This is a genomic window from Bradyrhizobium canariense, from assembly GCF_019402665.1.
GTDB lineage: Bacteria > Pseudomonadota > Alphaproteobacteria > Rhizobiales > Xanthobacteraceae > Bradyrhizobium > Bradyrhizobium canariense.
Genome location: NZ_VSST01000075.1, coordinates 28,311 through 53,891, shown reverse-complemented (window position 1 = coordinate 53,891; position 25,581 = coordinate 28,311). Strand labels below are relative to the sequence as shown.

Genomic DNA, 25,581 nt, shown 5'->3' with positions numbered 1-25,581 from the left:
GCAAAGCCCTCGCTTGCGGGAGAGGTCGCGCCGAAGGCGGGTGAGGGCTCTCTCCTCTTGGGGATTCCCAATGTGGAGGCACCCTCTCCCCGACCCTCTCCCGCAAGCGGGAGAGGGAGCGCACCTAGTACGCTTCACGCCTCAATCTCCGCCGCCCCCGCTTTCAGCATTTTTTCCAGCGTTTCCAGCCGGTCGGCTTCCCGCGGCGGCTTGTCCCAGCGCAAGCGGCTGATGCGGGGAAAGCGCATCGCGACGCCGGATTTGTGCCGTGGTGAGCGCTGCAGCCCCTCGAAGGCGACCTCCAGCACCAAGCCCTTGTCCGGCTCGTGCACGACGTGGCGGACGGGGCCGAATTTTTCGGTGGTATTGCGACGCACGAAGCGGTCGATCTGGAGCAGCTCCTCGTCCGTGAAGCCGAAATAGGCTTTTCCGACCGGCACCAGCTCGTCACTGCCCGCACCTGCGGTCCAGACGCCGAAGGTGTAGTCGGAATAGTAGGACGAGCGTTTGCCGTGGCCGCGCTGCGCATACATCAGCACGGCGTCGATGATGTGCGGATCGCGCTTCCACTTCCACCACTGTCCCTTCGGCCGTCCTGGCAAATAGGGTGCATCGCGCCGCTTCAGCATCACGCCTTCGACGGCATCCGCGTCCTCGCCCGCACCGGCGCTCGCGGGATCGGCGCGTGCGGCGGTCAGCGCCTCCCAGCTTGCGAAGGCGACGGTGGGCGACAGATCGATGCGGGGATCGTCAAGCTTGCCGATGAAGGTCTCCAGCCGTTCGCGCCGCTCCGCAAAAGGCAGCTCGCGCAAATCGTTCTCGTCGTCGCCGAGCAGATCGTAGGCGCGCAGATGGATCGGAAACTCCTTGATCAACTTCGGAGACACGAGCTTGCGGTTGAGCCGCTGTTGCAGAACATTGAAACTCTGCACGCGTCCTTCGCGCAGGATCAGAAGCTCGCCGTCGATGGCGCCGGGTAGCCGCAACGACGGCACGAGGTCCGGAAAGCTTCCGGTGATGTCCTCGCCGGTGCGCGAATAGAGGCGCGCGGTGATGCGGTCGTGCTCGTCGCGGCCGGCCACCGCCTGCACGCGGATGCCGTCCCATTTCCATTCGGCGATGTAATCGGCGGGATCGAGCGCGGCGAAATCGGTGTCCTCGATCGCGTGCGCCAACATCACCGGGCGGAACGGGGCGGGATCGCGATTGACCGGCTTGTCGCCGCGGCCTTCCAGCCAGGCGAACAGGTCGAGATAGGGCGGCGCGAGACCGGGCCAGATCAGCTCGACCTCATGCGGGTCCTTGTCACCGAGTGCCGCGGCCGCGGTCTTGGCCAGCCGCGCGGAGATGCCGATGCGCAACGCGCCGGTGACGAGCTTCAACAGCGCCCAGCGGCCGGTCTCATCCAGCTCGTCGAGCCAGCGCTCGAGCTGTTTTGGTAGCTCGGTCTTGCCGAGTGTGCGCAGCGTGGTGACGACCTCGGTCAGCGTCGGCGGCGGTGGATTGTTGTGGTTGCTCGGATGAAGCGCATCGCTGGCATCTCGCCCGCGGTACCCCCCTCCCTGACCCTCCCCCACAAGGGGGGAGGGAACGGTGAGGTTCGTGCATCCATCACTTTGGGAATCGCTGTTAGCTCTCGCGCTCACTGATAGCGCCGCGCGCAACTGCGCTCCCTCCCCCCTTGTGGGGGAGGGCGGGGGAGAGGGGTAGCCCGGAAAAGATTCGTCCTTGTGTGCATTCCGCTTCGGCCACATCAGCGCCACCGTTTCCGAGAGGTCGCCGACATAATCGTAAGACAATCCGAACAGCACCGGATCGGTGCGCGACGCGATCAGATCTCGGATCAGCGCGGGCTTGGCGTGCTTGAAGCTCAGCGCGCCGGTCAGCGCGGCCAGGGCATAGCCGCGATCAGGATCGGCGACCTCGCGAAAATAACTTGTGATCAGCCGCAGCTTGTTGTTGCGGCCGGGCTCGTAGGCGAGGCGGTCGAGAAGTTCGGCGAAGCGGTTCATGCTTCGGCCTCGTCAGCGAGCGGCGTCTCGGTCTCCTCCTCGTTGCCATAGCCGACCAGATCGAGCGGCCGTGCCTGCAAACCCTTGCTTTGGCACCAATGCACCAGCGCGTCTTCCTGGCCGTGGGTGACCCAGATCTCGCCGGCGCCGGTCGCGGCGATCGTGGCGGTGAGGCCGTCCCAATCGGCGTGATCCGAGATCACCAGCGGCAGCTCGATGCCGCGTTGCCGCGCGCGGGCGCGCACCCGCATCCAGCCGGAGGCGAATGCCGTGACTGGATCGGGAAACCGCCGGGTCCAGAGATCGGACGTCGCAGAGGGCGGCGCCAGCGTGATGGTGCCGGCAAGTGCCGCCTTCTTGACGCCCTTCACCGGCCTGAGATCGCCGAGCTCGATTCCGCGGCTCTGATAGTAATGCGTGATCTTCTCCATCGCGCCATGCAGATAGATCGGCACGTCGTAACCCGCTTGGCGCAGCAGTGCGATCGCGCGTTGCGCCTTGCCGAGCGAATAGGCGCCAACGAGATGCGCGCGCTCCGGAAACAGCGCCACCGATGCCAGCAGCTTCTTGACTTCGTCGGCGGCATCGCCATGGCGAAACACCGGCAGGCCGAACGTCGCCTCGGTGATGAAGACGTCGCAGGGCACGAGCTCGAACGGCGTGCAGGTCGGGTCGGGTGCATCCTTGTAGTCGCCGGAGGCGACGATGCAGGTGTCCTTGCAGGTCACCGCGACCTGCGCCGAACCGAGCACATGGCCGGCCGGGTGAAACTTCACGCTGACATCGCCGAGCCGGATCTCCTCGCCATAGCGGATCGCTTGTGTCGAGCCGGCAAAATTCTCGCCATAGCGCAGCCGCATCATGTCCAGCGTTTCCTGCGTCGCCAGCACCGCGCCGTGGCCGGCGCGGGCATGATCGGAATGGCCGTGGGTGATCACGGCCCGCTCGACCGGCCGGACGGGGTCGATATGGAAGCCGCCCGGCTTGCAGCATAGGCCGGCGGCAACTGGCAGCAGGATGTCTTGCGGACGCATGCCTGATATATAGGTTGCGACCCCGCATCTTCGAGTCATCACCGCTTCGTTCCCTGGTTCCCCAATGCCCCTGCGCCTGTTCCTGACCTCCGGCGATCTCATGGCCGACCGCCGCTTCGAGTTCGCGCGCGATCTCCAGCTCAAGGGCGATCTGGCGGCTGCCGCCGACCTGCTGGAGCAGACCATCGAGCTTGCGCCGAATTTCACCTCGGCCTGGTTCACGCTCGGCGAAATCCGCGCGCAACTCGGCGAGCGCGACAAGGCGATTGCGGCCTTTCGCAAATCGCGCGAGTCCGACCCGGGCGATCAGCATGGCGCTCATCTGCATCTGATACGCCTCGGCGATGCGCAATTGTCGGAGATGCCGAAGGCCTATGTGCAGGCCTTGTTCGATCAATACGCGCCGCGCTTCGAGCACGTGCTGATCAACGATCTCGGCTATCGCGCGCCCTCGCTGATCTTCAAGGCGGTGGTGGCTGCCCGCGTCGCCGCGAAGAAGCCCGCCCTGTTCAAGCGCGCCATCGATCTCGGCTGCGGTACGGGGCTTGCGGCCGCTGCCTTCGCAAAACAGGTCGACCAGTTCATCGGCATCGACCTGTCGCCCGGCATGGTCAAGGAGGCGCGCGCAACCGGCCTCTATGCCGAGCTCGAAGTCGCCGACATGATCGAAGGCCTGCGCAGCAGGAGCGATGCGAGCGCAAACCTCGTCGTCGCTGCCGATGCGTTCGTCTATCTCCCCGATCTCGCGCCAGTGCTCAGTGAGGCCAGGCGCGTGCTCGCGCCCGGCGGCGTGCTTGCGTTCACGCTGGAGACCCATGACGGCAGCGGGATCGTTCTCGGCGAAGGCCTGCGCTATGCCCATTCGGCGGAATATGTGCGCGATGCGATGGCGCAGGCCGGCCTCAAGGTCCTCACATTGGAGCGGGCCTCGCCACGCACCGAGAACAACGAGCCGGTGCGCGGCCTCGTCGTGGTCGCCGAGAAAACTTGAGTCTAGGCGCTATACGCGACGCTTTGAGCGTCATTGCGTCGCAAAGCCGTGACTTCCCACTTGCGACACGTGCCGCGATGCCAGCACTATGTCCTCGCTAGGGAGAAACAAACAATGACCAAGAATCCATCGCGGCGCGATTTCAGCGCCGCCGCGCTCGCGACCATCGCGGCATCCACCTTGCCCGCGCCCTATGTCTGGGCCGCGGAAAAGAAATACGATGCCGGCGCCAGCGACACCGAGATCAAGATCGGGCAGACCGTGCCGCATTCCGGCCCCGGCTCGCTCTACGGCGTGCTCGGGCGCGTCGGCGAAGCCTATTTCCAGATGCTGAACGAGAAGGGCGGCATCAACGGACGCAAGGTCAAATTCCTCACCATGGACGATGCCTACAGCGCGCCGAAATGCGTCGAGGCGACGCGGCGCCTGGTCGAGCAGGAGGAGGTGCTCGCGCTCTACGGCTCGCTCGGCACCGCACCGCAGACCGCCGTGCACAAATACCTGAACTCGAAGGGCGTGCCGCAGCTGCTGCTCAACACCGGCGCGTCGAAGTGGAATAATCCGAAAGAGTTCAAATGGACCATGGCGGGCCTGCCGCTCTATCCGACCGAGGCGCGCATCCTGGCGCGGCACGTCGTCAGCGTGAAGCCGAACGCGAAGGTCGGCATCCTCTACCAGAACGACGATTTCGGCCGCGACTTCCTGGGTCCCTTCAAGAAAGTGCTGGCCGATGCCGGCGGCACCGCGCAGGTCATCATGGAACAGACCTATGATCTGACCGATCCGACCGTCGATTCCCAGCTCATCAACCTCTCGAAGTCGGGTGCGGACGTCTTCTACAACATCTCCACCGGCAAGGCGTCGTCGCAGTCGATCCGGAAAGTGGCCGAGCTCGGCTGGAAGCCACTGCAGCTGCTCTCGGCCGGCTCGACCGGCCGCTCGATCCTCAATGCCGCGGGCCTCGAGAACGCCGCCGGCATCGTCGCCATCCGCTACAACAAGGAGGTCGGCCTGCCCAAATGGGAGAAGGATCCCGACGTGATGGCGTTCGAGGAGCTGCGCAAGAAGTACACGCCGGCGATCGATCAAGACAACACCATCGCCTTCGCCGGCTACGGCCAGGCCGTCACCATGGGCGAGATCCTGCGCCGCTGCGGCGACGAGCTCACGCGCGCCAACGTGCTGAAGCAGGCCTCCAACCTCAAAGGCTTCCACTCGCCTTATTTCCTCGACGGCGTCACCTACGACTACACGCCTGACGACTACACGCCGATGAAGACGCTCTTCATCTCCACCTTCACCGGCAAGGACTGGGACATCTCCGACAAGCCGATGTCGGAGTAGGGGCGGGCGGGATGCTGTAGGGTGGGCAAAGGCGCACTTGCGCCGTGCCCACCATCTCTCCATGCATTCGGGTGCACATGGTGGGCACGCTTCGCTTTGCCCACCCTACGGGACCACCCCCTCGACGAACCCACCCCCACGGCTTACCTGTGATGCCGTGCCGCCCCGCATCCGCAAATCTCCGGCCGAGCCTGCCGCGCTGCTGCCCGACCACTTCCAGGCGTGGTTCACAGCCCGCGGCTGGTCGCCGCGCGCGCATCAATTGGCGCTACTGGAGAAGGCGCGCGAGGACCGGTCCGCACTGCTGATCGCGCCCACCGGCGCCGGCAAGACGCTGGCGGGATTTCTGCCGACGCTGGTGGAGTTGAGTTCTACGCCCGAAGCTTCGGCGAAATCGGTGATCTCCACCGGCCGCAGTCTGCAACGCACCGGCGGCCTGCACACGCTCTACATCTCGCCGCTCAAGGCGCTCGCGGTCGATATCGCGCGCAACCTCGAGCGTCCCGTCGCCGAGATGGCGCTGCCGATCAAGATCGAGACCCGCACCGGCGACACGCCGACGTCGCGGCGGCAGCGGCAGCGGCGCTATCCGCCCGACATCTTGCTCACGACCCCCGAACAGCTCGCGCTGCTGCTGTCCTCCGACGACGCGCCGTTCCTGTTCTCCTCGCTGAAGCGCATCGTGCTCGACGAGCTGCATGCGCTGGTGACGTCCAAGCGCGGCGATCTTCTCTCCCTTGGGCTCGCGCGGCTGTGGCGACTGGGGCCGCAGATGCGCGCGATCGGCCTGTCGGCGACCGTGGCCGAGCCGGAATCGCTGGCGCGCTTCCTGGTGCCGCAGCCCGGCGGCACGGAAGCGGCGGCCGACATCGTCCTTGCCGGCGGCGCGGCGCCGCCGCTGGTCGAGATGATGGACACGCGCGAACGCCTGCCCTGGGCCGGCCATAGCGCGCGCCACGCGCTTCCCGAGATCTATGAGCTGATCAAGGCGAACAAGACCACGCTGGTTTTCGTCAACACCCGCAGCCAGGCCGAGATGCTGTTCCAGAATCTCTGGAGCATGAACGACGACAACCTTGCCATCGCGCTGCATCACGGCTCACTCGACGTCGCCCAGCGCCGCAAGGTCGAGGACGCGATGTCGGCGGGCAAACTGCGCGGCGTGGTCTGCACCTCCTCGCTCGATCTCGGCGTCGACTGGGGCGACGTCGATCTCGTCGTCAATATCGGCGCGCCCAAGGGCTCCTCGCGCCTGATGCAGCGCATCGGCCGCGCCAACCACCGGCTCGACGAAGCCTCGCGCGCGGTGCTGGTGCCCGCGAACCGCTTCGAGGTGCTGGAGTGCCGCGTCGCGATCGACGCCATCGCGGAGAATGCGCAGGACACGCCGCCGCTGCGCATCGGTGCGCTCGACGTGCTGGCCCAGCACGTGCTCGGCTGTGCCTGCGGCGAGCCGTTTTTCTCCGACGAGCTCTACGACGAGGTGCGCACCGCCGCGCCCTATGCCGATCTCACGCGGCAGGATTTCGACGACGTGGTCGATTTCGTCGCCTCCGGCGGCTACGCGCTGAAGACCTATGAGCGCTTCGCGCGCATCAAGCAGGACAAGGAGGGGCGCTGGCGCGTCGCCAATCCCAAGGTGCGGCAGAGCTACCGGATGAATGTCGGCACCATCGTCGAGGACGACATGCTGAAGGTGCGGCTGGTGCGATCGCGCGGCGGTGGTCAAGGAAAAGCAGGCGGGTCGACGGGCGTGATCGCGCGCGGCGGCAGGCTGCTCGGCGAGATCGAGGAAGCCTTCATCGAAGGCCTCAGCCCGGGCGACACCTTCGTGTTCTCAGGCGAGGTGGTGCGCTACGAGACCCTGGTCGAGGACCAGGTCTATGTCTCGCGCGCCAACGACAAGGACCCGAAGGTGCCGTCCTATATGGGCGGCAAGTTCCCGCTCTCGACCTATCTCGCCGAACGGGTCCGCCGCCTGCTCGATGACGGGCGCGCGTGGGGCGCCTTGCCGGAGCAGGTGCGCGACTGGCTGTCGCTGCAAAAGGACGTGTCGCGCGTGCCGGCGGTGCGCGAACTGTTGGTCGAGAGCTTTCCCCGCGCCAACAAGCATTACATCGTCTGCTATCCCTTCGAAGGCCGTCTCGCGCACCAGACGCTCGGCATGCTGTTGACGCGCCGGCTGGAGCGCGCCCGCGCCCGGCCGCTCGGCTTCGTCGCCAACGAATATGCGATCGCGGTCTGGGCGCTCGGCGACCTGTCCTCCATGATCCGGGACGGCAGGATCGACCTCGATGCGCTGTTCGACCCTGATATGCTCGGCGACGACCTCGAAGCTTGGCTTGCCGAATCCGCGCTGATGAAGCGCACGTTTCGCAATTGCGCGATCATCTCCGGCCTGATCGCGCGCCGTCACACCGGCGAGGAGAAGAGCCGCCGCCAGGTGCTGTTCTCGACCGATCTCGTCTACGACGTTTTGCGAAAACACCAGGCCGATCACGTGCTGTTGCGTGCCGCGCGGGCCGATGCCGCCACCGGCCTGCTCGATCTGCGCCGCCTCAGCGACATGCTGATGCGCATTCAGGGCCGGATCACCCACCGGGAACTCGACCACGTCTCCCCGCTCGCCGTCCCCGTGATGCTGGAAATCGGCCGCGAGTCAGTCTATGGCGAAGCTGGAGACGAGCTCCTGGCGGAGGCCGCCGATGAGCTGGTCAAAGAGGCGATGGGATAACAGCAGGTTTTGACGTGACGGCAGGCGCGCTGGTTTCAGGAGATAACGAGGACATGCGCGTTTCGAATGTCAGCATCAGCAGCGTGACGTTCGTGGCCGATCTTTCCGGGGCACTGTTCTGGGAAGAGCAGCGCCTGCTCGTCGTCTCCGACCTGCATCTGGAAAAAGGTTCCAGCTTCGCCATGCGCGGCGTGCTGCTGCCGCCTTACGACACCATCGCGACGCTCGGTCGTCTCGCTGCTGTCATCTCCCGCCATGATCCCCGAATCGTCATCGCGCTCGGCGACAGCTTTCACGATCGCACCGCGCATGGACGGCTGTCGGCGGAGGATCGCGACGCGGTCGCTGCCTTGCAGGCCGGCCGCGACTGGATCTGGATTTCGGGCAATCACGATCCGGCGCTGCCGCGTGATCTCGGCGGCACCGTCGCCGACGAAGTCGCGATCGGCCCGATCACCTTCCGCCACGAGCCGACCGGCGCGGGCGGCGAGATCGCCGGCCATCTCCATCCCAAGGCCCGCGTCTCCACACGTGGCCGTTCGATGGAGCGACGTTGTTTCGCCTGTGATGGGATGCGCGCCGTGATGCCCGCCTTCGGCGCCTATGCCGGCGGCCTCAGCATCCGCGACGTTGCGTTTGCAAAGATCTTTCCGAAGAACGGTTTTGTCGCGCATTTGCTCGGCGACCGCCGCGTCCACGCGATCGCGGCGTCGCGGTGTTATTGACTAGCTATCGCTTCGATCGGGCTGAACCCTCTCACCACGCGCACACTGCGCTCCCTCCCCCCTTGTGGGGGAGGGCAGGGGAGGGGGGTAGCCCAGGAAAAGTTGCGCGTTGGCGTCGCGCAAACGCGTGTGCGAATCGAGATAGTCCCCGTGTGGTACCCCTCTCCCTAACCCTCCCCCACAAGGGGGGAGGGAACGTACCGGTCTCGCAGCCGCAGATCGCGACTATCGCAACGGTTCACGCCGCCTTCGCCTGCACGTCATCGCAGAACTCTGCCAGCCGATCGGCGAGCCGCAGCGTCGCGGGGCTTGCACCCGGCGCGGCCATCAACGCGACTTCGGTCCGGTTGATTGGCGCAAATCCATCCTTCGCGGTCAGCACGCGGTGGTCGGACTGGATCGCCATCTCCGACAGGATGCTCAGCCCCATGCCGGCAGCGACCGCGGCTTGGATGCCGGCGAGGCTCGATGACGTATAGGACATGTGCCAGATGCGGCCCGCACTTTCCAGCGCGTGGATGGCGCCGGCGCGGTAGAGGCAGCCGAGCGGAAAGCCGATCAGCGGCACCGAGGCGACATCCGCGTGGATCGGATGGCTCTTGCTGGTGACCCAGTGCACCTGCTCCGGCCACACCGCAATTGCGCCCTTCTCACCGGCTGCGCGCTTGAACAATGCGAGATCGAGCTCGCCGCGATCGAGGTCCCGCGCCAGGTTCTTGCTCTGGTCGGCGCGCACATCGAGCCGCAGGCCCGGATGCGAACGCGAGAAGGCGCCGAGCAGTTTCGCCAGCCGGTACGCCGCAAAGTCTTCGGGGATGCCGAGCCGGATCGCGCCTTCGCCGTCGGGCTGGCGCAGCACGTCGCGAGCCTCTTCCGCAAGCGACAACAGCCGCCGCGCATAGGACAGCAGCCGTTCGCCGGCTTCGGTCGGGCGCAAATCCTTGCCGTCACGATGCAGCAGCACCTGTCCGACATCCTCCTCCAGCCGCTTGATCTGCTGGCTGACGGTCGATTGGGTGCGATGGACGCGCTCGCCGGCGCGGGTGAAGCCGCCGGCATCGACCACCGACACGAAGCTGCGCAGGAGCTCCAGATCGAGCATGGGCGCCTCCATTCGAGAATCCACTGAGTAGAAGTTAATCATTTAATTTCCAAATGACAAGCCGGCTCCCTAGATCGAGGGCTCAGGAGATTGTCATGTCGCTCGCCCCCTCGCTTGCCGCTTCCCGCAGCCGCTTCAATACGCTGCCGCTCGCCATCGGCGCGTTCTGCCTGCTCTGGAGCTACGCCTTCGTCGCCGGCAAGATCGGCGTAACCCATTGCCCGCCGCTGATCCTCCTCGCGGCCCGCTTCTCGCTCGCCGGCATCCTGATCCTCGGTGCCACGCTGGCCCGCGGCGACGACTGGTCGCTGTCGTGGCGCGATGCCGCGATCTTCGCCGCGCTCGGCGTTGCCAACAACGCGCTCTATCTCGGCCTCGGCTACACCGGGCTGCAATCGGTCTCCGCCGGCCTCGGCGGCCTGATCGTGTCCGCCAATCCGGTGTTCACGGCGGGCCTCGCCGCGATTCTGCTCGGCGAAGGCATGACGTGGCGCAAGGCGAGCGGCCTCCTGCTCGGCATCATGGGCGTGACCTTGATCGTCTGGCACCGCCTGTCGGTCGGCACCGACTCGCTGCACGGCATCGTGTTCACGCTGGCCTCGCTTGCCTCCCTCGTCGCTGGCACCATTTTGTTCAAGCTGCTCGCGCCAAAGGGCTCGTTGTGGATCGGCAATGGCGTGCAGAATCTCGCCGCCGGCATCGTGCTGACGCCGGTCGCGCTCACCTTCGCTGACGTCCATGCCATCGACTTCACGCCGGGCCTGATCGGCGCTTTCGCCTTCCTCGTGCTCGGCGGCTCGATCATGGCCTACTGGCTCTGGTTTCATCTCCTGAAAGTGTGTGGCGCGACGGCTGCCAGTGCCTATCATTTCCTGATGCCGCCGCTCGGAATGCTGTTCGCGTATCTCGTGCTCGGCGAGCATGTCGAGGCCCGCGATCTGCTCGGAATCATCCCGGTCGCACTTGGCATCTATCTGGTGACGCGGCCCGCAAAATCCGTCTCGTAAGAGGAGTCCATCATGCCCATTTCCATCACCCTGATCGGCGGTCCCACTGCGCTGATCGAGATCGATGGCTTCCGCCTGCTCACTGACCCGACCTTCGATGCGCCCGGCGCCTATCAACTGCCGCATGTGAAGCTGGAGAAGACGATTGGACCCGCGCTGAAGGCCGACGCAATCGGCCCGGTCGACGCGGTCCTGCTCAGCCACGACCAGCATTCCGACAATCTCGACAATTCCGGCCGTGACTATCTGCTTAAAGCGCCGCGCGCGCTGACGACCGAGGCCGGCGCCAAGCGCCTGGGCGGCCATGTCGAAGGCCTCGCGCCATGGGCGACCTCGCATCTGAAAGACGGTGACGGCAATACGCTGACGATCACCGCCACGCCCGCGCGCCACGGCCCGGCCGGCATCGAGCCGCTGTCGGGCGACGTCATCGGTTTCGTGGTGTCGTCGAGCCGGACCGACACCACTTCGGTTTATATCAGCGGCGACACCACCTGGTTCGACGGCGTCGCCGAGGTCGCGCGCCGCTTCAAATGCGGCGTGGTGATGCCGTTCGCTGGCGCCGCGCAAACGCGCGGGCCGTTTCATCTCACCATGGACACCAACGACACCATCGAGACCGCACGCGCCTTCCCCGATGCGATGATCGTGCCGGTTCATACGGAGGGTTGGGCGCATTTCCGCCAGAACGGCGAGGATCTGCGCAAGACGTTTGATGTGCTGGGTTTTGGCACAAGGCTGCGATTGCTGGAGCCGGGGGTGCCGACCGTGGTGCAGGCGCCGTAGCCCCAACTGTCATGCCCCGGCTTGACCGGGGCATCCAGTACGCCGCGGCGGTAGTTGTGAGAGCGAACTGCCTAACGCCGGCCTCTGGAATACTGGGTCGCCCGGTCAAGCCGGGCGACGACGAGAGGAGAGAGCGTAGTTCCCTCAATCCTTCCTGAAAACAATCGACGCCATCCAGCCCGTCATCAGCGCCATCGCGGCGGTGACGAGGCCGTAGATCAGCCCGTTCTGGCGCGCCGTCGTCGCGACGAACTGCTCGAAGCCGACCTTGACGATCTCGAACGCGGTCTCGGTCTTGCCGATGAACGCGCCGTCGGCGAACAGCTTGATCTCGACCTCATAGGTGCCGATCGGCACCTCCGCCGGCAGTGGAATGCCGGTGCGGAACAGGGTCGATGTCAGGAACGTCACCGCGCTCGGATCCTCGCGGTAGAGACCGCGCTGGGTGCGCAGGCGGATGAAGGCGGAGCGGAACGCGTCGTTCGGCACCACATCGGCATAGTCGCCGCTGACGCGTTGGGTCAGCAGCACGTTGTTGAGCCCGATCTGCTGGCGTCGCGCGATCTCGGGCGAGGTGATCGCCTCGAAGGAGCGGTTGGCGAACAATGCGAGATAGCTCGGCACCGCCAGGAACTGGCGGTAGTCGGTGTTGATCCAGATCCCGAAGGTGCGCTCCTTGCGCCGCGTCACCATGTCGGCGCGGGGGCCCATCACGGTGACGACGAGATCGTAGGTCTTGCGGTCAGCGGGCGTAGAGGCGTCCTTCTCGACCGAGCCGAAGAGCACCAGCTCCTCGCCGGAATAGTTCGGCGTCACCGTAACGCGATGGTTGGAGACCGACACGATCAGCCGCTCGGCGCGTGCGACGGAGCCGAGCAGCAGGACAAGCAGGACCGCGAGAGCTGCGCGCATCATCCGTTCACTCCCAGCTCGCGGATGGTGAAGAGATCCTCTGGCCGGATCACCAGCTCGATGGCGAAGCGGACGCCGACCGAGAGGATCAAGAGGCCAAGCAGCAGCCGCAACTGCTCGCCGCGGATCTTCTGGCCGGCGCGGGCGCCGAATTGGGCGCCGGTGACGCCGCCGACCATCAGGATCAGCGCCAGCACCGCGTCGACCAAATGATTGGTCACGGCATGCAGCAAGGTCGCAAACAGCATCGTGACCAGCGTCAGGACCATCGACGTCCCGATCACCGTCGAGGTCGGCACCCGCAGCAAATAGATCATGATCGGCACCAGGATGAAGCCGCCGCCGATGCCCATGATGGCGCCAATGAAGCCGATCAGGATGCCGACGATCACGATCGGAATGACCGAGAGGTAGATCTTGGAGCGCTTGAACCGCATCTTCAGCGGCAGGCCATGGATCCAGTTATGCGTGCGTCGCGGCGGCACCGCGCCGCGCCGGGTCCGCATCAGGGCACGCAGGCCTTCGGAGAACATCAGGCTGCCGACGGTGGTGAGCAGCACGACGTAGGACAGTGCGATCATCAGATCGAGCTGGCCGAGCGCGCGCAGCTGCGTGAAGGTCCACACCCCGAGAGCCGTCCCGGTTACGCCGCCGCATAACAGCACGCTCGCCAGCGCCGGGTCGATCGCGCGTCGCCGCCAATAAGCGAGGGCGCCGGAAAAGGACGAGGCGGCGATGTGGCTTGCGACGGAAGCGACCGCGACTGCCGGTGTGATGCCGATGAAGATCAGAAGCGGCGTCATCAGGAAGCCGCCGCCGATCCCGAACATGCCGGAGACGAAGCCGACCGCCGCGCCCATCGCTAGCACGAGGAAGACGTTGACCGGAAGATCGGCGATCGGGAGATAGAGCTGCATCGAGAGACCACGCTTCCGGCGAGACGGATCGATTGCGCGGAATGCTCGCAGGAGGGCAGAACGATTGCCGCGTCCCTCAATAGCGGAATTCGGTAGCGGGCGGGACCAGGAATTTCGGGCGTGGTGAATGGGGGTGAGGAATCAGATGGCCACTTTTCGTGCGCCGAGGACTTCGCCACGTTCTCCACGGTCATGCCCCGGCTTGACCGGGGCATCCAGTACGCCGCGGCCTTTCCGCATCAAACCGGTGTCTCTCCAATACTGGTACGCCGCCCCGTTGTCGTGAGAGCGAGCTCTTTAACGCCGGCCTCTGGAATACTGGGTCGCCCGGTCAAGCCGGGCGACGACAAGAGGAGAAAGCGTACTAAACCGATTAATGCACCGCCGACGCCGACTTCTTGCTCGCAACCGGCTTCGGCGCCGGCTTCGCGTTGGCCTGCGGCGCGCTGTCCCAGCCGCCGTTCGGGGCCGCAACGTTGACGGCGTCGTCGGGCTGCGGCTCGGCGCTGAAGGTCTGGATCGCGAGCTTGGCGGCGGCGAGCGATTGCGGGTCGAGCCGCTTGGCGACGTCGTCGCGCTTGGTTGCTGCGTCTGCGTCACCCTGGGCGGCGGCGAGTGTGAACCATTTGTAGGACTCGGCGAGGTTCTGCTCCACCCCGATGCCGCGGGCGTAGAGGATACCGAGGTTGAACTGGCTGTCGGCAACGCCACGGTCGGCGGCCTTCCGGAACCACAGTGCCGCGCTCTTGTAATTGGCGCCGCGTCCACCGCCATCGGCATCGAGCACCGCGAGATTGTGCATCGCCTTGGCGTTGCCGCGCTCGGCGGCTTGCGTGTAGTAGCGGCGGGCGATGTCGGCGTCCTTCTTCACGCCGAGACCCTTTTCGTAGAGTGTCCCGAGGCGGAAGGTTGCGGGCACCACGCCGGCCTGTGCCGCGCGGTCGTACCATTTGGCGGCTTCGTCGTAATTCGCGGCCACGCCCTTGCCCTCGGCCAAGCGCACGCCGATCTCGTAGGCTGCGGTCGCATCGCCCTTCATCGCGGCGGTGCGCAAGCCGGGGCCACCGATGCCGTCAGGCAGCTTTTCGCTCGGCGGCACCTGGATCATCGCGAGTTTCGCACGGCTCGTGCCCGACAGCGCGCCGGTGACGTCGCTGGAGGCCGCAGGCGGGGTTGGCGCCGCGGTTTGCGGGATTTCGACCGAAGCGGTGCCGCTCGGGCTCGTCACGGACCCCGGCGCGGCATTGTTCTGCGACTGTTTTCCGATCGGGGTCGGCGAGGTCATCGACGGCGTGACCTGCTCGGGCGTGGCGGGCTTGTTCTCGACCGGCGGCGGGGCCTGCGGCGCGGGCGCGGGCGACGAATTCTCCATCGCCTGCGGCGACGGCGACGGGCTGCTGCCATCGAGCAGGTTCATCGCCATCTTGAAGGTGCCGAGCACGATCACGACCACGCTCGCGCCAACCAGCAGCGAGCGGATCTTCGAGGTGATGGTCGCGCCACCTTCCTGGCCCTTGTCCTTGGCGCGGGCGATTGCGGCCTTGGCGCCACGGGCCGGCTTTTCGGGCGGCTGCGCGGCGGCGGCTTGGGCTGCGCGGCGCGCGGCGGCGATGAAGCTCGACGACGACACCGGCTCCTTGGGCGCGGCCGGGATTTCGCTGATTGCGCTTTCGGACGCAGCAATGCGCTCCGACGACGTGGCGATGCGTGCACCCGGCCGGGTGCCGGGCTCGAGCGGATGATCCGGCGGCAGTTCGGGCGCGAGCGCGGCGCGCGTGGGCGCCGTATGCGGCTCCAGGATTTCGCTGATCGCGCGTGGCGGAACCGGCGGTGCCATCGGCATCGGCGGCGGCGCTGCCGGCGCGGCGGCATGGAATTCGCGCGGCGCGGCGGCGAAGGCGGCTTGCGCCGCCTGCGCGGCGGCCGGATTGGGCAGCTCGGGCTTCGGATCGTATTTCGGGTGCTGCTGTTGCTGCGGCCGCGGCTCGTGCGCCATCGGCGCGGGCGCCATGGGAGCGGCCATCGGCATCGGCTGCGGCGCTGGGGCGGGCGGCGCGGTGCGCACATTGCGCAGATCGCCCTCGATCATCGAGAGACGATCGACGACGTGGCCAAGGGCGTTGTGGACGGCCTCCAGCGAGTCCTGGGTGGTCCGGTTCGTCTCGGCCTGACTGAAGCGGATGTCGGAGAGCTCGCGCTTGACGAGATCGACCATGCCGGACTCGGCAGGGGGCGCGGAGTTGCGGCTCTCGGCCAGCGCCGAATAGGTCGCCTGCTGCCGCTCCAGGTGGCGCAGGATGTCGTGCAGCCCGTCCTCGACGCGGCTGAAATTCCCGTTGCGCGGATCGGAGGCGGCCTCGAGCCGCTCCAGAAGATACGAGACCCGCTGTTCAAGATGAGCAAAGGTCGAAGCCGAGTCGTTGCCGACCTGCATGCGGTCGAAACGGTCGGACAGGGCGCGGATCGCGCTTTCGAGATGCTCGCTGCTCTCGGATGGCTGAGGGCGCTCGCGCGTTTCCAGAGCCGCGGTGAGCGCTGCGATGCGTTGCTCCAGCACCGCAAAGCTGTCGCCTTGGCCGGACGCACGGGTGACCTGGTCGACCTTGGACGACAGCAGCTGCACGTCATCCGAGAGCCGGGCCAGCGCTTCGTTGGAAGCGACGTTGGAGACGATGCCGCGCAGCGCCGAGATCGCGCCTTCGAGCTGGCGGACCGTCGAGGGATCGTCATTGGCGCGCAGGATCAGATCGAGCTTGGCGCCGAGATTGCGGATCGCCTCGTCATAGCCGGTGAGCTGCTCGGCCGGCGTCAGCGTGCGGAGCACCTGCTTGATCTCGGACAGCGCGTGCTCGATGCCGGACAGGACCTGACCGTCGGTGCCGTTGGAGCGGGTCTCGTCGATGCGCCGATGCAGCGAGCGGATCTCGTTCTCGATCGATTCGATCGCGCGGCGCGGCATCGCCTCGGTGATGGCGTTGCGGATCTCCGCAAGCTCGCTGCGGAAACTGTTGATCGCCTGCTCGGTATTGTCGGGGCGCTGGAGCGATTCGATCTGGCTCGTGATCTTGAGCAGATGACGCTCGAGCGCAGAGAAATCCGGCCCCGGCCCCGGCTGCGGTGGCGGCGGAGCGTAGGCAGGCGGCGCGGGGGGCGCGTAAGGAGCTGCCGCAGGCGCGATCGAGGGTGCTGCGCGCGGCGGCATCTGCCTGGGCGTAAAGCCGTCGAGCTCGCTCTGCCGTGCCGTGATCTCGGCGACCGCGACGTCGAACGAAGCGGGGCTCAGGGGCGGTGAGCTGCGATAGACCTGCGCTGCCGCGCGCTCGACCGCATCGGCCTGACGCTGGCGCGTTTCAACGGGTGCCTGCCGCGGTGCCGGAGCCTGCTGCGGTTTCGAAATTTGCGACAGCCGGGCATCGAGCCGCGAGATCGCGTCGTTGAGCTGGCGCGCAACGCCTTGCTCGCGCGAGACGTCTGGTCGCGGAGTATCTTGTCGCGAAGGATCTTGCCGCGGCGCGGGCTTGGAAATCCGTTCGATCTGCTGGGTGATGGCGTCGAGCCGCTGGTGGATGTCGGCGACTTCGCGGCTTTCCTGGCTCGGCACGTGACTCGGGACTTGGCTCGGCAGTTGACTCGGGACGTGCTGGGCTTGCGGACGCTGGTCGTAAAGTCCGCGAAAGTTTGGCGGGGCGGTCTCGCCGAGCGTGGAGTTCAGCCAATCGTTGAGTGACATGCCGGCGCGACGCGCAGCAGCTTCGGCCCGCTCCCGGACGGAGGGATCGATGCCGTCAACACTCCACGATACGCGCGAATTCATGACTATGTCCGGTCCCGACTCCGGCGCCCCACCCGGCGCCTCCAGCCTCCCCACGCGTGCCCGTTGCAAAGACAATCGAATTTGGCGCGGGTCGTCTGCCTCGAAAACCGACTTTTGTCTGTTACGGTAAATAACGGGTTAAGGAACCCGTTGACGGTGTCTTAAAGTTGGCCAGCGGTGTGCGACACCCACCGCTGTCATGCTCCGCGAAAGCGGGGCATCCAGCACGCTGCAGCCCCTCGATTCCAGCCGCGCAGCCTCTGGAATGCTGGATCGCCCGCCCCAGTGCGCAATTGCGCCCAAGGCGAGCGATGACGGCGGAGAGCGTGGCAGCAGCACGCATAACGGTCGGGCTCGACCCGCTCAGCCCTTGCCCTCGCGCTTGCCGTCCTCAAGCGGCACCACGGTGCCGCCAGCGCTCATCGCCGACAGGGCCTCGAGCGCCTCTTCGCAGAAATCGGCCACCATCTGCTCGTGCCGGGCGCCGAGCTGAAGCAGGAGGAGGTTACCGAGGTCGAGCACGCCGGACGCCGCCCCCTCGGGAAAGCGCTTCTTCAGGATGCGCTCGTAGTTCTCGTGGCGATCGCGGTGGTGCTCGAGCCGGGCCATCAGGTCGGTGCGCATGGGCTCGAGGCCGATGCTGTCGAGCGCATGCAGCCGCACCAGGAGGTCGTCCTTGATCGAGGGGGGCGTGCTTGGCCGCGCGGCCCAGTGCCGCAGCGCTGTTCGGCCCTCCGGAGTCAGCGTATAGATCAGCTTATTGGGCTTGCCGGTCTGCACGACCTCGCGGCCCTGGATGTAGCCGCGGTCGCGCAGCTTGGAGAGCTCGCGGTAGATTTGCTGGTGGTCGGCCTTCCAGAAGAAGCCGATCGAGGAATCGAATGTCTTGGCGAGCTCGTAGCCCGTCATCGGATGTTCCGTCAGGCATGCGAGGATTGCGTCGCCCAAAGCCATGACCCGGTCCTCCTGTTCTTGACCTTAACCAATTGGCTTGACTTTATGCGCATCGGCGCATATGCGTCAATGTGCATATGAGGTGATCCAAGAACGAGGGCAAACACCGCCCCGAAAACCCCAATGGAATCAACCTTCGCGCTACTGTGCATGGGGTTGTTTTCGCGTTTTTTGCCGAAGCCTTTAGGGAGGCAGCTGAATGACCGGCCTCGAGTCCTGGTACGGCTACATGAAGTCGCATGACCAGGCAGCGCTCTGGGACCTGCTCCATCCCGACGCGATCTTCGAAAGCCCCGTCGTGCACGCGCCGCAGCGCGGCCGCGACATCACCTTCAAATATCTGGCCAGCGCCGAGAAGGTGCTTGGCGGTCCCGGCTTCACCTATGTCGGCGAATGGAAGAGTGAGAGCGGCGCCGTGCTCGAATTCAAGACCATCATCGACGGCATCGAGATCAACGGCGTCGACATCATCAGTTTCGACGGCGAGGGACGCATCACGCATTTCAAGGTGATGGTGCGGCCGCTCAAGGCCATCAACATGCTGCATCGCCTGATGGCGGAGCAGTTGGCCGCCGCTCAATCCTAAGCCAGCATCATCACTTCAAGGCCTGCCGGGAGACCACCATGCCGATCTACAAAGCCCCCGTCGAAGACGTGAACTTCCTGCTCAACGACGTCTTCCAGATCGACCGCTACGACAATCTGGCCGGCTTCTCCGATGCGTCGAGCGACGTGCGTGAAGCCATTCTCGGCGAAGCCGCCAAGCTCGCCGAAGAGGTGCTGCAGCCGCTCAACCGCGTCGGCGATCTCGAAGGTTGCAAGCGCGCCGATGACGGCAGCGTCACCACGCCAAAGGGTTTCAAGGAGGCGTTCAAGCAGGTCGCCGAGGGCGGCTGGCTCGGCCTGTCGGCGCCGACCGAGTTCGGCGGCCAGGGTCTGCCGGTGACGCTCTCCCAGGCGGTCAACGAATTCCAGATCTCCGCCAACATGGCGTTCTCGATGTATGGCGGCCTCACCATGGGCGCGACCGCGGCGTTGATCGTCCACGGCACGCCGGAGCAGAAGCAGACCTACGTGCCGAAGATGGTGGCCGGCGAGTGGACCGGCACCATGAACCTGACCGAGCCGCATTGCGGCACCGACCTCGGCATGCTCCGCACCAAGGCGGTGCGGCAGGCCGACGGCAGCTTCAAGATCACGGGCACCAAGATCTTCATTTCGGCCGGCGAGCATGACCTCGCGCCCAACATCATCCACCTCGTGCTGGCCCGTATCGAGGGCGCGCCCGCCGGCATCAAGGGCGTGTCGCTGTTCGTGGTGCCGAAATTCATGGTCAATGCCGACGGTTCGGTGGGGCAGCGCAACGGCGTCGTCTGCGGCTCGATCGAGCACAAGATGGGCATTCACGGCAATTCCACCTGCGTGATGAATTACGACAACGCCGTGGGCTGGCTGATCGGCGAAGAGAACAAGGGCATGCAGGGCATGTTCGTGATGATGAACGAGGCCCGCCTCGGCGTCGCCGTGCAGGGTCTCGCACAGTCGGAAGTGGCCTATCAGAACGCGGTCGCCTATGCCCGGGATCGCATCCAGGGCCGTTCGCTCACCGGTGCCAAGGCGCCGGACAAGCCGGCCGATCCGATCATCGTCCATCCCGACGTGCGTCGCACGCTGCTGTCGATCCGCTCCTTCAACGAGGCCGCGCGCGCCTTCGTGATGTGGACCGCGCTGAAGAGCGACGTCGCCCATCGCTCCGAGGATCCCAAGGACCGCCAGGCCGCCGACGATCACATGGGCCTGATGACGCCCGTCCTGAAAGGCTTTCTCACCGATTGCGGCTTCGCCAACGCGGTGCAGGCGCAGCAGATGTATGGCGGCCACGGCTACATCGCCGAGCAGGGCATGGAGCAGTTCGTGCGCGATGCCCGCATCGCCATGATCTACGAAGGCGCCAACGGCATCCAGGCGCTCGACCTCGTCGGCCGCAAGCTGCCGCGCGATGGCGGCCGCGCCATCATGGCGTTCTTCGGCGAGGTCATGGCCTTCGCCAAGGAGAACGGCGGCGACGAGGCGATGAAGTCCTTCATCACCCCGCTCTCGGCTTCGCTCGGCCATCTCCAGCAGGCCACGACGTGGCTGATGCAGAACGCGATGGCGAAGCCCGACAATGCCGGAGCCGCCGCGACCGATTACCTGAATCTCTTCGGTTTCGTCGCGCTCGGCTACATGTGGGCGAAGATGGCGAAGGTGACGCAGGCCAAGATTGCCGAGAGCGGGACGACGCCCTATCTCTCGACCAAGCTCGTCACCGGCCGCTTCTTCATGGAGCGGATGCTGCCGGAGACCGCGGCCAATCTCGCGCGCATCCAGGCCGGCTCCGCCACCATCATGGAGCTGCCGGCGGAAGCTTTCTGAGGATTTTCGCTGCACCAATAATCCGGCCGCGCCGCGGCCCCACCAATAACCGCAATCAGGAGGCTCCCATGGCAGATGCCTATATCTACGATCACGTCCGCACCCCCCGCGGCCGCGGCAAGGCTGACGGCGCGCTGCACGAAGTCACCGCGCTCGCGCTCGCGACCGTGCCGCTCAAGGCGCTCAAGGACCGCAACAACCTGCCGGAAGATTCCGTCGATGACGTCATTCTCGGCGTAGTCGATCCGGTCGGCGAAGCCGGCTCCGACATTGCGCGCTTTGCCGCGCTGAAGGCGGGCCTCGGCGAAGCGGTGCCGGGCGTGCAGATCAGCCGCTTCTGCGCCTCCGGCCTCGATGCCGTGAATTTTGCCGCAGCCCAGGTGATGAGCGGCCAGCACGAACTCGTGATCGGCGGCGGCGCCGAATCGATGAGCCGCGTCGGCATCGGTGCGTCCGGCGGCGCCTGGCCGATGGACCCGTCGATGGCCGTGCCGGCTTATTTCATGCCGCAGGGCATCTCGGCCGATCTGATCGCGACCAAATACGGCTTCTCGCGCGACGATGTCGACGCCTATGCGGTGCAGAGCCAGCAGCGCGCGGCGAAATCCTGGGATGAAGGCCGCTTCGACAAGTCGGTCGTCCCGGTGAAGGACATCAACGGCCTCACCATCCTCGCCAAGGACGAGCACATGCGTCCGTCGACGACGATGCAGTCGCTGGCGCAGCTGCAGCCGGCGTTCACGATGATGGCGCAGATGGGCGGCTTCGACGGCGTCGCGGTGCAGTCGCATCCGGAAATCGAGCGCGTCAATTACGTGCACCACGCCGGCAATTCGTCGGGCATCGTCGATGGTGCCGGCGCGGTTCTGCTCGGCAGCAAGGAAGCGGCTAGCAAATACGGCCTGAAGCCGCGTGCAAGAATCCGCGCATTCGCCAATATCGGCTCCGAGCCCGCGATGATGCTGACCGGCCCGGTCGACGTCACTGAAAAGCTGTTTGCGCGCTCCGGCATGAAGAAGTCGGACATCGACCTGTTCGAGCTCAACGAGGCCTTCGCTTCCGTCGTGCTGCGCTACATCCAGGCCTTCGACATCGACAACGCCAAGATCAACGTCAACGGCGGTGCGATCGCGCTCGGCCATCCGCTGGGCGCGACCGGTGCCATGATCCTCGGCACCGTGCTCGACGAGCTCGAGCGCACCAACAAGGCGACCGCACTGGTGACGCTGTGCATCGGCGGCGGCATGGGCACTGCCACCATCATCGAACGCGTCTAAGGGTAGGGGAGCAACCAGCATGGCTTACAAGAACTTCAAGGTTGAGACCGATTCCGACGGCATCGCGCTTGTCACCTGGGACATCCCGGGCCGTTCGATGAACGTGCTCGACGAGACCTCGACCAGCGAGCTCGACGCGATCGTCAAGGCGACCACGGCGGATGCCGCGGTAAAGGGCGTCGTCATCACCTCCGCAAAGGAAGCGTTCTGCGCGGGTGCCGATCTTTCCATGCTCGAAGGCATGAACCAGGCCTACGCAAAGGTCTTCAAGGAGCAGGGCGAGACGGCGGCGAACCAGATGCTGTTCGAGCAGAGCCGGCGCTTCTCACAGGTGCTGCGCTCGATCGAGACCTCCGGCAAGCCGTGGGCGGCGGCGATCAACGGTCTCGCGCTCGGCGGCGGTTTCGAGATCACGCTGTGCTGCCACTATCGCGTGGCGGCGGAGAATCCCAAGACGCGGCTTGGTCTGCCCGAGGTCAAGGTCGGCCTCTTCCCGGGCGCTGGCGGCACGCAGCGCGTGCCGCGCCTGGTGCCGCCGCAGGAGGCGATGACGATCCTGCTCAAGGGCGATCCGGTCACGGTCGAGAAAGCCAAGGCGCTGAATCTGATTCACGCCGTCGTTCCCGCCGCCGACCTCATCAAGACGGCAAAGGACTGGATCAAGGGCGGCGGCAAGGCCGTCGCGCCCTGGGACGAGAAGGGCTTCAAGCTGCCGGGCGGCCCGGTGTTCTCCAAGGCCGGCATGATGATGTTCCCGGCCGGCAACGCGATCTATCGCCGCGAGACCTACGACAATTATCCGGCCGCACGCGCGATCATGAGCTGCGTCTATGAGGGCCTGCAGCTGCCGATCGACGCCGCGCTCCGTGTCGAGTCGCGCTACTTCACCTCGGTGCTGCGCTCGAAGGAAGCGGCGGCGATGATCCGCAGCCTGTTCCTGTCGATGCAGGAGCTCAACAAGGGCGCGCGCCGTCCGAAGGATGTGCCGCCGACCAAGGTGAAGAAGATCGCCGTGATCGGCGCTGGCTTCATGGGGGCGAGCGTCGGCTATGTCTCGGCCCGTGCCGGTCTCGACGTCGTCCTGATCGATCGCGACCAGGAGAGCGCCGACAAGGGCAAGGCGCATGCGCAGAAGGTGATCGAAGAGCAGATCAAGAAGGGCCGCGCCAAGCCCGGCGACGCAGAAGCCCTGCTCGCGCGCATCACGCCGACCGCGGACTATTCCGCACTGAAGGACGTCGATCTCGTCATCGAGGCCGTGTTCGAGGACCGCAAGGTCAAGGCGGATACCTTTGCCAAGGCGCAGGAGCATATGAAGCCGGACGTGATCTTCGCGTCCAACACCTCGACACTTCCGATCACCTCGCTGGCGGAATCCTTCAAGGACCAGGGCAGGTTCGTCGGCATCCACTTCTTCTCGCCGGTCGAGAAGATGATGCTGGTCGAGATCATCCAGGGCAAGAACACCGGCGATCTCGCGATCGCGACCGCGCTCGACTACGTCCGCCAGATCGGCAAGACCCCGATCGTCGTCAACGACTCCAGAGGCTTCTTCGCCAATCGCTGCGTCGGCCGCTACGTCGCCGAAGGCAACGAGATGTTCCTCGAGGGCGTGCCGCCCGCGATGATCGAGAACTGCGCCAAGATGGCCGGCATGCCGGTTGGCCCGCTCTCGCTGTCGGACGAGGTCGCGCTCGACCTCGGGCTCAAGATCATGAAGGCGACGGAAGCCGACCTCGGCCCCAACGCCATCAATCCTGATCAGAAGAAGCTGATGGTGGAAATGGTCGAGAAGCAGGGCCGACTGGGCCGCAAGAACAGCAAGGGCTTCTACGACTACCCCGAGAAGGGCAAGGGTCAGAAGAGCCTGTGGCCGGGCCTGTCCGCACTGCAGCCCAAGCAGCTCGATCCTGATACGCTCGACGTCGAGGAGCTGAAGCAGCGCTTCCTGGTGGTGCAGGCGGTGGAAGCCGCGCGCACGGTGGAGGATCACGTCATCACCGATCCGCGCGAGGCGGATGTCGGCTCGATCCTCGGCTTCGGCTTCGCGCCGTTCACCGGCGGGACGCTGTCCTACATCGACTTCATGGGCACGAAGAAGTTCGTCGAGCTCTGTCACAAGCTGGAGGCGAAATACGGCTCGCGCTTTACCCCGCCGAAACTCCTCGAGGAGATGGCCGCGAAGGGAGAAACGTTCTACGGCCGCTTCGCTCCGAACAAGGCGGCGGCGTGATTCTCTGAACCGTAGCCGGGACGAAAATTACGAAAGGCCGGATTCTCGATCCGGCCTTTCGCATGTGCGCTCAGGCCGCCTGGATCAATCCTTCCTTCTTCATCGCTTCCTGCACCTGCGGCCGCGCCGCGACTCGGGTCTTGTAGGCGGCAAGGTTCGGCATCGCCGAGAGGTCGAACTTCATCCGGTCGCCCCAGGTCAGCATCGTGAAGAGATAGCCGTCAGCCACCGTGAACTGCTTACCCATGAGGTAGTCGCGGCCGGCGAGCTGACTATCGATGTATTTCAGCTTGCCCATGACGCGGTCCTTGAAGAAGGCCTTGGCCTCGTCGTTCAGCGTCGGCGCGAACATCGGGCCGAAGCTCTTGTGGACCTCCGAGGTGAGGAAGTTGAGCCATTCGAGCAGCTTGTATCGCTCGGAGCTGCCGTGGGCCGGCGCCAGTGCCTTGGCTGAGGCCTGATCGGCGATCATCTGGACAATCACCGGGCCTTCGGTCACGATCTCTCCGCTATCGAGGCCCAGCGCAGGGACCTGGCCCTTGGGGTTCAGCTTCAGATAATCCTCACCGTTTTCGAGCTTCTTGGCCCGGATATCGACCTTGACCAGTTCATACGGCAGGCCGGCTTCCAGGAGCGCGATATGGGGGGATAGCGAGCAGGCACCGGGCGAATAGTACAATTTCATGGAATTTCCTCCTCTTGTTGCTTGGTTCAGGCGAAAGAACGACTACATGCATCTGCTTGAAACAGTCAAGATTGATGCAGCTGCATCGAATAGGGTAAGAGACGGGCGACGAGCTTGAGCGGGACCATGAAACGCAAACCATCGACCGAGGCGACTTCCGCCTGGATCCGCTTGATGCGGGTGCAGAGCCGTGTGCTCAATTGCGTCGAGCAGGACCTGAAGAAGGCCGGCTTCCCACCGCTGGCATGGTATGACGCGCTGCTCGAACTGTCACGGGCGCCCTCGGGCGAGCTCCGGCCGGTCGAACTCGAACGGCAGATGCTGATCCCGCAATATTCGACATCGCGGCTGATCGACCGCCTGGTCGACGAAGGCCTCGCCTCGCGGCGCGAATGCAAGATCGACAAGCGCGGCCAGTTCGTGGAGATCACGGAAGCCGGGCGCGAATTGCAGAAGCGGATGTGGGGCGCCTATTCGGCCGCGATCGAGAAATATGTCGGTTCGAAGCTGTCCGATGCGGATGCCGTGAAGCTCAGCGGTCTGCTCGACCGTCTGGGCTGCTCGTGCGGCGAGATGAAACTGCCGCCTGCCCACGTCAACGAAACCACGCCGTTGCGATGATCGCGCGGCAAACCAGCT

Annotated in this window: 19 protein-coding genes; 11 read left to right on the top strand and 8 right to left on the bottom strand. The window is 65.5% G+C overall.

The features are described 5' to 3' along the window. Positions 1-134 precede the first annotated feature (134 nt). Positions 135-2,012 carry an ATP-dependent DNA ligase gene (locus tag FXB41_RS33415; protein WP_219684771.1) on the bottom strand — a complete coding sequence of 626 codons (1,878 nt, stop codon included), beginning with the start codon at positions 2,010-2,012 and terminating at the stop codon, positions 135-137. Beyond that, on the bottom strand, positions 2,009-3,046 hold the full coding sequence (locus FXB41_RS33410; protein ID WP_219684775.1) for a ligase-associated DNA damage response exonuclease: 1,038 nt from the start codon (positions 3,044-3,046) through the stop codon (positions 2,009-2,011). Before FXB41_RS33410 ends, FXB41_RS33415 begins: the two co-directional genes overlap by 4 nt. A 64-nt stretch (positions 3,047-3,110) precedes the next feature. Here FXB41_RS33410 and FXB41_RS33405 point away from each other — a divergent pair, with 64 nt between their 5' ends. From FXB41_RS33405 to pdeM, 4 genes are all read left to right on the top strand, one after another. Further along, a complete protein-coding gene (locus tag FXB41_RS33405; protein ID WP_007599385.1) occupies positions 3,111-4,037 on the top strand; it encodes a methyltransferase domain-containing protein in 927 nt (308 codons plus the stop codon). Between the two features lie 114 nt (positions 4,038-4,151). Beyond that, positions 4,152-5,381, top strand: coding sequence for an ABC transporter substrate-binding protein (locus tag FXB41_RS33400; protein ID WP_219684770.1), 1,230 nt, complete (start codon positions 4,152-4,154; stop codon positions 5,379-5,381). Between the two features lie 157 nt (positions 5,382-5,538). Further along, entirely contained in the window at positions 5,539-8,115 is a 2,577-nt protein-coding gene (locus tag FXB41_RS33395) for a ligase-associated DNA damage response DEXH box helicase (protein WP_219684769.1), read from the top strand. A gap of 53 nt (positions 8,116-8,168) precedes the next feature. Next, on the top strand, positions 8,169-8,840 hold the full coding sequence (gene pdeM, locus FXB41_RS33390) for a ligase-associated DNA damage response endonuclease PdeM (protein WP_219684768.1): 672 nt from the start codon (positions 8,169-8,171) through the stop codon (positions 8,838-8,840). Positions 8,841-9,078: 238 nt separating this feature from the next. On the opposite strand, the gene FXB41_RS33385 is transcribed toward pdeM, so the two are convergent. Then, positions 9,079-9,942 carry a LysR family transcriptional regulator gene (locus FXB41_RS33385; RefSeq protein ID WP_219684767.1) on the bottom strand — a complete coding sequence of 288 codons (864 nt, stop codon included), beginning with the start codon at positions 9,940-9,942 and terminating at the stop codon, positions 9,079-9,081. Positions 9,943-10,037: 95 nt separating this feature from the next. Between FXB41_RS33385 and FXB41_RS33380 the strand changes: the two genes are divergently transcribed. After that, positions 10,038-10,949: a DMT family transporter gene (locus FXB41_RS33380; protein WP_219684766.1), complete on the top strand. Its 912-nt coding sequence runs from the start codon at positions 10,038-10,040 to the stop codon at positions 10,947-10,949. Positions 10,950-10,961: 12 nt separating this feature from the next. Beyond that, the gene (locus tag FXB41_RS33375) at positions 10,962-11,735 is read left to right on the top strand and encodes an MBL fold metallo-hydrolase (protein WP_007599397.1); all 774 of its coding nucleotides are present in this window, start codon (positions 10,962-10,964) and stop codon (positions 11,733-11,735) included. A 144-nt stretch (positions 11,736-11,879) separates the two neighbouring features. Here the strand turns inward: FXB41_RS33375 and FXB41_RS33370 are convergent, their stop codons facing one another. The 4 genes from FXB41_RS33370 to FXB41_RS33355 form a co-directional block, all read right to left on the bottom strand. Next, positions 11,880-12,650: a TIGR02186 family protein gene (locus tag FXB41_RS33370; RefSeq protein WP_219684765.1), complete on the bottom strand. Its 771-nt coding sequence runs from the start codon at positions 12,648-12,650 to the stop codon at positions 11,880-11,882. After that, positions 12,647-13,564 carry a sulfite exporter TauE/SafE family protein gene (locus FXB41_RS33365; protein WP_007599400.1) on the bottom strand — a complete coding sequence of 306 codons (918 nt, stop codon included), beginning with the start codon at positions 13,562-13,564 and terminating at the stop codon, positions 12,647-12,649. Before FXB41_RS33365 ends, FXB41_RS33370 begins: the two co-directional genes overlap by 4 nt. A 373-nt stretch (positions 13,565-13,937) precedes the next feature. Further along, entirely contained in the window at positions 13,938-17,378 is a 3,441-nt protein-coding gene (locus FXB41_RS33360; protein WP_219684764.1) for a tetratricopeptide repeat protein, read from the bottom strand. A 363-nt stretch (positions 17,379-17,741) separates the two neighbouring features. Further along, positions 17,742-18,332, bottom strand: coding sequence for a PadR family transcriptional regulator (locus FXB41_RS33355; RefSeq protein WP_219684763.1), 591 nt, complete (start codon positions 18,330-18,332; stop codon positions 17,742-17,744). Positions 18,333-18,531: 199 nt separating this feature from the next. Between FXB41_RS33355 and FXB41_RS33350 the strand changes: the two genes are divergently transcribed. The 4 genes from FXB41_RS33350 (at position 18,532) to FXB41_RS33335 (ending at position 24,257) form a co-directional block, all read left to right on the top strand. Further along, positions 18,532-18,918, top strand: coding sequence for a nuclear transport factor 2-like protein (locus FXB41_RS33350; protein WP_219684762.1), 387 nt, complete (start codon positions 18,532-18,534; stop codon positions 18,916-18,918). A gap of 38 nt (positions 18,919-18,956) precedes the next feature. After that, the gene (locus FXB41_RS33345) at positions 18,957-20,747 is read left to right on the top strand and encodes an acyl-CoA dehydrogenase C-terminal domain-containing protein (protein WP_219684761.1); all 1,791 of its coding nucleotides are present in this window, start codon (positions 18,957-18,959) and stop codon (positions 20,745-20,747) included. 68 nt (positions 20,748-20,815) lie between these two features. Next, complete coding sequence (locus FXB41_RS33340) at positions 20,816-22,024, top strand: acetyl-CoA C-acetyltransferase (protein ID WP_219684760.1); 1,209 nt, start codon at positions 20,816-20,818, stop codon at positions 22,022-22,024. 19 nt (positions 22,025-22,043) lie between these two features. Next, on the top strand, positions 22,044-24,257 hold the full coding sequence (locus FXB41_RS33335; RefSeq protein WP_219684759.1) for an FAD-dependent oxidoreductase: 2,214 nt from the start codon (positions 22,044-22,046) through the stop codon (positions 24,255-24,257). A 70-nt stretch (positions 24,258-24,327) separates the two neighbouring features. Here FXB41_RS33335 and gstA read toward each other — a convergent pair whose 3' ends face one another. Then, positions 24,328-24,942, bottom strand: a complete 615-nt coding sequence (gene gstA, locus FXB41_RS33330) for a glutathione transferase GstA (RefSeq protein WP_027515262.1) — start codon at positions 24,940-24,942, stop codon at positions 24,328-24,330. Between the two features lie 126 nt (positions 24,943-25,068). On the opposite strand from gstA, the gene FXB41_RS33325 reads away from it, so the two are divergent. Next, positions 25,069-25,563, top strand: a complete 495-nt coding sequence (locus FXB41_RS33325; protein ID WP_007599417.1) for a MarR family winged helix-turn-helix transcriptional regulator — start codon at positions 25,069-25,071, stop codon at positions 25,561-25,563. Positions 25,564-25,581 lie beyond the last annotated feature (18 nt).